The sequence below is a fragment of the Mycobacterium sp. 1245852.3 genome (assembly GCF_001669335.1).
Lineage (GTDB): Bacteria > Actinomycetota > Actinomycetes > Mycobacteriales > Mycobacteriaceae > Mycobacterium > Mycobacterium europaeum_A.
Genome location: NZ_LZLL01000332.1, coordinates 1 through 8,714 on the forward strand (window position 1 = coordinate 1; position 8,714 = coordinate 8,714).

The 8,714-nt window shown below is 68.1% G+C and carries 9 protein-coding genes and 1 pseudogene; 3 read left to right on the plus strand and 7 right to left on the minus strand.

Annotated features, from left to right (window positions below; all coding sequences use genetic code 11):
- Positions 1 to 1,073 (plus strand): NAD(+) synthase (locus A9W96_RS15120; RefSeq protein ID WP_067140862.1); only part of this gene is annotated, 1,073 nt, incomplete at its 5' end.
- A gap of 53 nt (positions 1,074 to 1,126) precedes the next feature.
- Here A9W96_RS15120 and A9W96_RS15125 read toward each other — a convergent pair.
- The 6 genes from A9W96_RS15125 to A9W96_RS15150 all read right to left on the minus strand — a co-directional run bounded on the left by A9W96_RS15125 (position 1,127) and on the right by A9W96_RS15150 (position 6,320).
- Complete coding sequence (locus A9W96_RS15125; RefSeq protein ID WP_082972275.1) at positions 1,127 to 1,534, minus strand: hypothetical protein; 408 nt, start codon at positions 1,532 to 1,534, stop codon at positions 1,127 to 1,129.
- 117 nt (positions 1,535 to 1,651) lie between these two features.
- The gene (locus tag A9W96_RS15130; RefSeq protein WP_066867077.1) at positions 1,652 to 2,200 is read right to left on the minus strand and encodes a YbhB/YbcL family Raf kinase inhibitor-like protein; all 549 of its coding nucleotides are present in this window, start codon (positions 2,198 to 2,200) and stop codon (positions 1,652 to 1,654) included.
- On the minus strand, positions 2,197 to 2,757 hold the full coding sequence (locus A9W96_RS15135; RefSeq protein WP_067140865.1) for a 3-isopropylmalate dehydratase: 561 nt from the start codon (positions 2,755 to 2,757) through the stop codon (positions 2,197 to 2,199). Before A9W96_RS15135 ends, A9W96_RS15130 begins: the two co-directional genes overlap by 4 nt.
- Complete coding sequence (locus A9W96_RS15140; RefSeq protein ID WP_067140868.1) at positions 2,754 to 4,001, minus strand: aconitase/3-isopropylmalate dehydratase large subunit family protein; 1,248 nt, start codon at positions 3,999 to 4,001, stop codon at positions 2,754 to 2,756. Before A9W96_RS15140 ends, A9W96_RS15135 begins: the two co-directional genes overlap by 4 nt.
- Positions 3,992 to 4,879, minus strand: coding sequence for an oxaloacetate decarboxylase (locus tag A9W96_RS15145; protein ID WP_067021838.1), 888 nt, complete (start codon positions 4,877 to 4,879; stop codon positions 3,992 to 3,994). The genes A9W96_RS15140 and A9W96_RS15145 overlap by 10 nt, the downstream gene beginning before the upstream one ends.
- Positions 4,880 to 4,889: 10 nt before the next feature.
- The gene (locus tag A9W96_RS15150) at positions 4,890 to 6,320 is read right to left on the minus strand and encodes an MmgE/PrpD family protein (RefSeq protein ID WP_067140871.1); all 1,431 of its coding nucleotides are present in this window, start codon (positions 6,318 to 6,320) and stop codon (positions 4,890 to 4,892) included.
- Between the two features lie 90 nt (positions 6,321 to 6,410).
- On the opposite strand from A9W96_RS15150, the gene A9W96_RS15155 reads away from it, so the two are divergent.
- Positions 6,411 to 7,223: a GntR family transcriptional regulator gene (locus A9W96_RS15155; RefSeq protein WP_066867137.1), complete on the plus strand. Its 813-nt coding sequence runs from the start codon at positions 6,411 to 6,413 to the stop codon at positions 7,221 to 7,223.
- Here the strand turns inward: A9W96_RS15155 and A9W96_RS15160 are convergent.
- The gene (locus A9W96_RS15160; RefSeq protein ID WP_067140874.1) at positions 7,220 to 8,098 is read right to left on the minus strand and encodes a ribokinase; all 879 of its coding nucleotides are present in this window, start codon (positions 8,096 to 8,098) and stop codon (positions 7,220 to 7,222) included. The two genes, A9W96_RS15155 and A9W96_RS15160, sit on opposite strands and share 4 nt — an antisense overlap.
- A gap of 156 nt (positions 8,099 to 8,254) precedes the next feature.
- Between A9W96_RS15160 and A9W96_RS15165 the strand changes: the two are divergent.
- A pseudogene (locus tag A9W96_RS15165) lies at positions 8,255 to 8,714 on the plus strand (adenylate/guanylate cyclase domain-containing protein); the annotation flags it as partial.

Sequence of the window (8,714 nt, forward strand, 5' to 3'; positions counted from 1 at the left end):
AGCGCTTCCCCTTCGTCCCCGCCGATCCGCAACGGCTGGAACAGGATTGCTTCGAGGGCTACAACATCCAGGTCGCCGGCCTCGAACAGCGCCTGCGCGCGCTGGATTTCCCGAAGGTGGTCATCGGGATCTCCGGTGGACTGGACTCGACGCACGCCCTGATCGTGGCCGCCCGCGCGATGGATCGCGAACAACGGCCGCGCAGCGACATTTTGGCGTTCACGCTGCCCGGCTTCGCCACCGGGGACCGCACCAAACGCAACGCGTCCGAGCTGTGCCGCACGCTGGGTGTGACGTTCGCGGAGATCGACATTCGCCAGAGCGCGGAACTGATGCTCAAGGAGATGGATCACCCGTTCGCGCGCGGCGAAAAGGTGTACGACGTCACCTTCGAAAACGTCCAGGCCGGTTTGCGCACCGACTACCTGTTCCGGTTGGCCAACCAGCGTGGCGGCATCGTGCTGGGCACCGGCGACCTGTCCGAGTTGGGACTGGGCTGGTCGACATACGGGGTGGGCGACCAGATGTCGCACTACAACGTCAACGCCGGCGTGCCCAAAACACTGGTCCAGCACCTGATCCGCTGGGTCATCTCGTCGGAGCAGTTCGAACCGGAGGTCAGCGAGGTGCTGCAGTCGGTGCTCGACACCGAGATCACCCCGGAGCTGGTGCCCAGCGGCGAGGAAGAAGAGCTGCAGAGCAGCGAAGCAAAAGTGGGTCCATTTGCGCTGCAGGACTTTTCATTGTTCCATGTGCTTCGCTTCGGATTCCGGCCGTCCAAGATCGCCTTTTTGGCCTGGCACGCCTGGAGCGATCCCGACCACGGCATCTGGCCCCCCGGCTTCCCCGAGGACAAGCGGCCGTCCTACACGCTCAAGGAGATCCGGCACTGGCTGCAGGTCTTCGTGCAGCGGTTCTATTCGTTCAGCCAGTTCAAGCGCTCGGCGCTGCCGAACGGGCCCAAGGTGTCGCACGGGGGTTCGCTGTCGCCGCGGGGGGATTGGCGCGCGCCGTCCGACATGTCCGCGCGCATCTGGCTCGACGAGATCGAACGCGAAATCCCCAAGGACTAGCCTGCGCTCACGGGCCCGCCCGGATCACCGAGCGGGCCTGCGAGCATTCGCGCTCACGCCTTGGCGCGCCGCCACCCCTGGTACTGCACTTCGGCGAACACCAGCGTGTAAGCGCCGGCCGCCAGGTTCAACACGACGCCGGCCGACGTCAACGGAAAGACGTCCGCGAGCACCAGAACGATCGCGGCCACCGTGTATGCCACGTTGGCGATGATGACGCCGATGCCGGCGCGCCGCACCGATGGCAGGCTGGCCAGCCCGAACACCACCACGCCGTACGCGATCAAGAACGCGGCCATGGCGTACTCGAACGCCTTCGTGGTGCCCGAGAGGTCGGCGAGCCAGCCGGCGAACGGCAGACCGGCCAGCCCGACCAGCCCGCTGATGGCGGCGTCGGCGCGCATGGCGAGCCGAAGCAAGCCGTCCCGGGTACCGGTGCGGTCAAGCGTGATAGCGGACATGATGTTCCTTTCTCTGGCGGACTGCGATCGCTACCGACGCTGCTCCCAGCCCACTGCCAGATCGACGCCGGGCGCTGCCAAACACTGCCAACCGCAGGTCAGCGGGGCGATCGGTGGCTAGCGCTCGTAGGTTCCGGTCAGCGTGCCCCGCGCCAGCACGTGACCGCGCATCGCGGCCAGCAGCCCCTTGGCGTTGGTCACGGCGTCCGGAATGGTGACATCGAGCGCGAATACCTGAAAGCGGTAGTGGTGTGGCCCATGGCCGGGGATCGGCCGTGGCCCGGCATAGCCGCGGTGACCCAGGTCGGCCCGCGGGAAGCGGATTCCTGGGCATCCCGGCTGCAGCGCACCCGCGGCCACGCCGCCGACGCTCGGGTCGATCACCGCGACGGTGTGCAACAGGGGCCGGGGCAGCGGGACGTCGACGTCGTCCATGACGAGCACGACCTGGCGGGTGCGGCCCGGCAGCGCGTCCCAGCGCAACGGCGGGGAGGCGTTGTCGCCGACGCCCTTGCCGGCGCTGGACGCCGGCATGGCGCCCCCGTCGGTGAACGCGGTGCTGGTTACGGCGATGGTCGTGGGCGCCTCGAACGCGCCGCCGGCGAGCGGGCTTCGGCGGGCACCCGCGCGCACCCCGCGCAACGCCCGGCCCAGACGCTCGATCACGCGCCGCTGCCCGCGCCGCGCATCGCCACCGCGGGTGAGCGCAGCAGGTCGCCCATTTCGGTAGGCAGGTAGCCCTGCCGGGCGAGCCGGGGCAGCACACCGCCGCTCTCGATGATGTCGAGGATCAGGTCGGGCAGGCGCGCGACGGTGCCCGCGACCCCGGTGGTGTCGTTGCGCCAGCTGCCGTCGCCGAGGTCGAAGGTTCCGGTGTCGCCGTCGCTGAACGCCGAGGTGGCCTCGGGGACGGTGATCGCCGGCAGCCCGGAGTTCACGGCGTTGCGGAAGAACAGCGAGTTGAATTCCTCGGCGACCAGGCCGGCGACGCCGAGTTCGACGAACAGCGCCGCCACCGGGCGTGACGAGCCGAGCCCGAAGTTCTTGCCGGCCAACACGATATCGCCGGGGGAGACGTCGTCGGTCCAGCCGGGCCGCACCTCGTAGAAGATGTGCTTGGCGGCCTCGGCCGGATCCATCTTCATGGCGAACGCCGGATACATGGCGTCGGTGTTCAGGTTGTCGCCGAACACCCATACCTTGCCGCTGAAGCGCAGTGTCATGCGGTCACACTCCTCGGGTCGCTGATGTAGCCGGTGACCGCGGATGCGGCGACGGTGGCCGGGGAGGCCATAAAGATTTCGGCCTCGTTGCTGCCCATGCGCCCGGTGAAGTTACGGGTGCTGGCCGTGATGCAGACCTCGCCGGGCCCCACCACACCCATGTGGTAGCCGAAGCAGGCGCCGCAGGTGGAGTTGGTGACGACGGCGCCGGCGTCGGCGAGGTCCTGAAGGTAGCCGCGACGCATGGCCTCGCGGTACACGGCCTGGGACGCGGGCGTGATCAGCAGCCGCACGCCCGGCGCAACGGTCTTGCCGCGCAACACCTGCGCGGCAATCTGCAGGTCCTCGAGTTGTCCGTTGGCGCAGGAACCGATGAAAGCCTGATCGATTTTCTGTCTGCCCAATCGTGATACCGGCGATCCGTTGCGGCTGACGGTGCCCGGCCGCGCCACGTACGGTTCCAGCGCCGCCAGGTCCACTCGCCGCACGTCCTGATAGGCGGCATCGGAATCCGGTGAGACGGCCTCGAATCCGGTGACGCCGCGTTCGGCGAGGAACGACGCCAACACATCGTCGGGCTCGAATGTGCTGAAATCGGCCGACACCTCGGCGCCCTGCGTCGCGATGGTCCGCCGGTCGTGCATCGGGATGCCGGCCAGGCCGGGCCCGCCGAATTCGAGGTTCTGATTGGGCGCATCGCCGTACTCGTTGGCGATGTGCAGGAAGATGTCCTTGCCGCTCACCACGTCCGGCTTGGCGCCGTCGAATTCGTAGCGGATCGTCGGCGCGACCTGGAACCACGTGGAACCGGTGCACATGATCGAATAGATCTCGGCGGGACCCAGGCCACGGGCGGCGGTGTTGTACGCGCCGGCCGCACAGGTATGAGAGTCGGTGCAGGCCAATACTTCTCCCGGGCGCGCCAAGCCGTTCTCGGCGATCACCTGATGGCAGATGCCGTGGCGGCCGACGTCGTAGAAGCGCTCGATGCCGAAGTCGGCGACGAAGCTGCGGGCGTGCTGACCGCCCTCGGCGTCCTTGATGGTCGGGGCGGGCACGGCGTGATCCATGATCACCGCGAGCTTGTCGGGATCGTGAATTCGGTTGGGCTGTATCCACATGGTGCCGAACTGCAGGTCGATCAGGACGGTCATGTCCACGTCGACCACGACGGTGTCACCCGGGGCCACCGAGTCCAACCCGGCCTTGCGGGCGAAGATCTTTTCGATGACGGTCATGCCCATGAGCGGTCCCCGATCTGTGCGTACTTGTCGTCGAGCGCCCGCCATTGCGCCATGCCCACCAGGTTGAAGAAGTCTTCCGGGGAGCTCGGCAGCTGGGCGGCGAGGTCGGTGCCGTTGAGTTCGCACAGGCTCTGCAGCATGGCGAACGTCGTCTGCATCAACAGATTGCTCGGATGGATGGCGATCGCGTAACCCAACTCCTGCAGGCGCGACGCCGACTGCAACGGTGTGAGGCCGCCGAGCACCAGGTTGATCAGCAGGGGGGCGTCCACTTCGGCTGCGATGCGCTCGATTTCGCCGACGTCCTGCGGCGCCTCGACGAAAATGATATCGGCCCCGGCTTGTGCGTACCGGTTGGCGCGCTCGATCGCGGCGTCCAGCCCGAGTGGGCCGCGCGCGTCGGTGCGGGCCACCACCAGCAGGTTGTCGTCGGATCTGGCATCCAGTGCGGCCGCCAGCGTCCGTTCGAACACCGTCGCGTCGACGACCTGCTTGTCCGGCAGGTGCCCGCAGCGTTTGGGAAATACCTGGTCCTCCAACTGGATGGCGGCCACCCCGGCCGCGTCGTAGGAACGGACGGTGCGCACCACGTTCATGGGTCCGCCATAGCCGGTATCGGCGTCGGCGATCAGCGGGACGTCGCCCAGGGCGTCGGTGACCATCGCGACCCGATCGGCCATTTCCGTCGCGGTGACCAGACCGATGTCGGGCAGTCCGAATCCCGACGCGGCCACACCGGCGCCGGTCAGATATGCCGCGACGTGTCCGGTCCGTCTGGTCAGGTGTGCCGATATTCCGTCGAAAACGCCCGGCGCGACGATCAATTCGCGCTTGTTCAACAATTCTTTGAGCCGAGAGCGGGCCGGTGTTGTCGCCATCCGAGTCCTTTCAGTCCAGTGCGCCCGCGACGGGGCCGGCGAGCACATCGATGAGGTTGTTGATGTCGGTCAGGTCGTCGAGCCCGGTCACCGCGCGCTCGATCGCCGCGGCGCGGCCGCGACTGGTGACCCGGTCGGCCAGGGCGTGGAACTTGGCCACCAGTTCGTCGTTGGTGACCGGATCGTCGGGCGCGCCGTGCGGCAGGGCGACGCGCGCGCGGTGCACGGTTCCGTCCCGGGTGGTGACCGCGAGGTCGGTGCGGAACTTCTCGGTGATGCCGGCGTCGGCCAGCGATTCGTCGAGGTGCACCGTGGTGGCCGCGATCAGTGACCAGATGTCGTCGGCATCAAGGCGCGCGGGGGTGAACTGTTCGGGCAGCACGTTGCCGTCGAGCAGCGCGGCCGCGGTGGCGTACCCGATGTTCATCTGGGCCCCGATCGGAGGGAGCGGGCGCTGCGACTGCCACCACCCGTGCTTGTACACGGTCTCCCCGACGGTGATGTCGACCGACGAGATATCTTCCGGTGCAATCGAATTCCGCAATTCCCGGGCGGCGTCGATGGCGCCGTGCAGCCCACCCATCGCCGCATAGGATTTGACCATGATGACGGTGGTCTCCCAGCGCTGGCCGAGCTCGCCGGTCAGCGCCGCGGCATCCGGGTTGTGGCCCTCACCGAAAACGCTGAGGAAGCCGCCGTATTCGCGCTCGAACACCCGCTTGATTCCGGTGTAACCGCCGGCCGCCAGACCCGCAGCGTAGAAGCCGTTGCGGGCGGCCAGGCCGTGGTGCATGCGTTTGCTCATCGCTTCGTATTGAGCGGCCATCAAACCCGCCGACTGGGTTGCGGCCAAACCCAGGGCGTCCTCCAGCTGCGCCGGTGGCAGGCCGCGCAATTTGCCGGACGCCATTGCCGCCGAATGGGTGCCGAAGACGGGTCCCGAATGCCATCCGCGGTCCAGCATTTGGGTGCCGTGCAGGGTGTAGCCGACGCGTGGACCCACCTCGAACCCGACGATGGCCGCCAGTGCCAGGTCGGCCCCGGTCGTCGGCACCGGGCGTGTCGACGCCGTCGACAGCAGCGCCGGGATGAGCAGCGAGCAGCTGTGCAGCGGGGCCAGCGGATGGAAATCGTCGAGTTCGAAACCCTGGATGAACGTGCCGTTGAGCACCGCGGCCGCGGGCGCGCTGGTCCGCTGTCCGGTGCCGATCACGACGCTGTCGCCGGATCCCTCCAGACCCAGCACGGCGTCGGTGGCGACGCGCGACCACGGTAGTTGGGCGCCCACCAGGGCGCAGCCGACGCCGTCGAGCAGGAGGTGTTTGGCACGCTCGACGACGGTGGGCGGGACGTCGTCGAGCGTGAGATCGGCGACCCAGGTGGCCAGGCGCCCGGTCGGTCCGGCCGGATCGGTGGCGGCCCGCTGCTGCACCGCTGTCATCGCGACCCCCTCGGGCTAGTAGACGTCTGGGTAGTTGTTATATGTTTATAACAACTGACGCGGTCGCGCAAGGGAGGCGGTGTGGAAGCATTGGGCACCGTGCAGCAGCGCAGCGACAAGGCCGGCCCGGTGTCCGCGGCCGCCGGTGTGCCGTTGCACCGGCAGCTGTTCCTGGTGCTGCACGACGAGATCGACCGCGGGGTCATCGCCCCCGGCGAGGCGTTGCCTACCGAGCAGACGCTGTGCGATCAGTTCGGGGTCTCCCGCATCACCGTGCGCCGCGCGCTGGCCGACCTTGCCGAACAGGGCTACATCGAGCGCAGGCAGGGTGTGGGTTCTTTTGTACGCCAACATGATCCGGCCGACGTGCCCGCGAGTCGCTCATACCTGCAAGAACTGCGTCAGACCCAATTCGAAACCGAGGTCGAGGTCGTCGAACTGGGCACCCGGCCGCCCCCACGGGTGGTCGCCGAAACCCTGCGGCGCGGCGGCGATCTGCTGCACATCGTGCGGGTGCGGCGGCAACGCAGGACCGGTGAGCCGTTGCTGGTGACCGACGCTTGGCTGCCCCCGGAGCTGGCCCCGGTGCTGACCGAGGCGGCGTTGCGGCGCGCGCCGCTCTACGAGCTGTTGTCCGACAATGCAGTCACGGTGAACCGGGTGCGGCACGAGATCACGGCCGAAATCGCGGGTCCGCGCAACGCGCACCTGCTCGACATGCCGATCGGCGCCGCCGTGTTGCGGGTCAACCGCCTCGTGTACGCGGCCGACGCACCGCATCACTACCTGTCGGGCCTACTGTCGCCGAGCCGAAGTCGTGTGCTGCTCAGCCAGTCCGCCGACGAGCTCGAAACCGGCGACGGCCTGCGAATCGCCCACGATGTCGGCGGGCGCAGCGGCTAGGACGCGCCCCGCAGCGCCTTGTCGATCGCCTGGGCGTCCGGCGCGCAATCACCGGCGCCGGCGACAAGGGTCGCCAGCGCACCCGCTGCGCAGGCTCGCTGCAACGCCAGTCGCCGCTGATCCGCCGAGCCGGGGTTGGGTGGCCAATTCGTGGCCAGGACGCCGGCGAACACGTCACCGGCTCCGGCGGTGTCCACCGCGGCCACCGTCGGGGCCGGTACCGTGTATTCGCCGTCCGCGCCAACGTAACGGGCGCCGTGCGCGCCCAGCGTCACGACCAAATGTTCTGGGCGCCAGGGCCATTCGTCGGCCTCCTCTTCGTTGGTGATCACCACGTCCGCCGCGGCCGCCAAGTCGCCCAACGAGCCGGGATCCTGGCCGGCCGGCGAAGCGTTCACGACGACGACCGCTCCGGCCGAGCGCGCGTGGTGCGCGGCCGCGACGGCCGTGGGCACCGGAATCTCGAGCTGGGTCAACATCACATCGCAGTCGCCGACGACCGAGCGGGCACGCTCGTCGCTGAGCGTGAAGCGGCCGTTGGCGCCCGCCGCCACCACGATCGTGTTCTCGGCGTTGGCGTCGACCACCACGATGGCCGTGCCGCTGGGTCCGGGGATTTCGACGGCCCCGTCGAGCCTGACGCCATTGGCCTCGAGGTGCGAGCGCAGTCGGCCCGCGGCCGCGTCATCGCCGAGCGCTCCGACGAACTGCACCGTCGCGCCCGCGCGCGCCGCCGCCACCGCCTGATTGCCCCCCTTGCCGCCGGGGGTGTGCGTCAACGACGACGCCAAAACCGTTTCGCCAGGCCGTGGAAGGGCGTCCACGCCCAACGACAGATCGAGATTCACGCTGCCCACTACACAAACGCGTGTCATGCCGCCGACGTTAGTCGGGCCGGGATGCCAAAGCACACCGGGGCGACCGGCACTTTCGACGCCGAATCGCGTCCTGGCAAACGCCGAATATCTCGATGTCCGCGCGATATTCTGCTGCGTTAGGGGTGCAGGATCGAACGAGAAAAGGGCAGGCGATTGACCACGAGCGAGCTGACGGACGCCGAACCCCATACCGATACCGGTCCGGCCCAACCGGCCGCAAAGCGCGTGCGGCAGCGCGCCCTGGCCCGCTTCCGGTTCGGTATCCAGTCCAAGATCTTGATCACGATGCTGCTGTCGAGCATTTTGGGTGTGGCGGTGATCGGCCTCATCGGCGCCGTGTCCGGCCGTAACGCGTTGCGCCAAGTCGAATCGGAACGGTTGATCGAGTTGCGCGAGTCGCAGAAGCGGGCCGTACAGGCGCTGTTCCGGGAGGTCTCGAATTCGCTGATCGTCTACAGCGGCGGCTTCAGCGTCAACGAGGCGATGACGACGCTGACCACCGGATTCGGTCAGCTGGGCAACGCCACGATCACGCCCGCGCAACAACAGTCGCTGGTCAACTATTACGACGACGACATGATCAAACCGATCAAGCGGATCACCGGGGACACCA

Excerpts from the sequence above, each read along its gene's own strand:
- A9W96_RS15125 (WP_082972275.1), bottom strand. The coding sequence starts at position 1,534 with ATGTCCGCTATCACGCTTGACCGCACCGGTACCCGGGACGGCTTGCTT.
- A9W96_RS15135 (WP_067140865.1), bottom strand. The coding sequence starts at position 2,757 with ATGACACTGCGCTTCAGCGGCAAGGTATGGGTGTTCGGCGACAACCTG.
- A9W96_RS15140 (WP_067140868.1), bottom strand. The coding sequence starts at position 4,001 with ATGGGCATGACCGTCATCGAAAAGATCTTCGCCCGCAAGGCCGGGTTG.
- A9W96_RS15145 (WP_067021838.1), bottom strand. The coding sequence starts at position 4,879 with ATGGCGACAACACCGGCCCGCTCTCGGCTCAAAGAATTGTTGAACAAG.
- A9W96_RS15150 (WP_067140871.1), bottom strand. The coding sequence starts at position 6,320 with ATGACAGCGGTGCAGCAGCGGGCCGCCACCGATCCGGCCGGACCGACC.
- A9W96_RS15160 (WP_067140874.1), bottom strand. The coding sequence starts at position 8,098 with ATGACACGCGTTTGTGTAGTGGGCAGCGTGAATCTCGATCTGTCGTTG.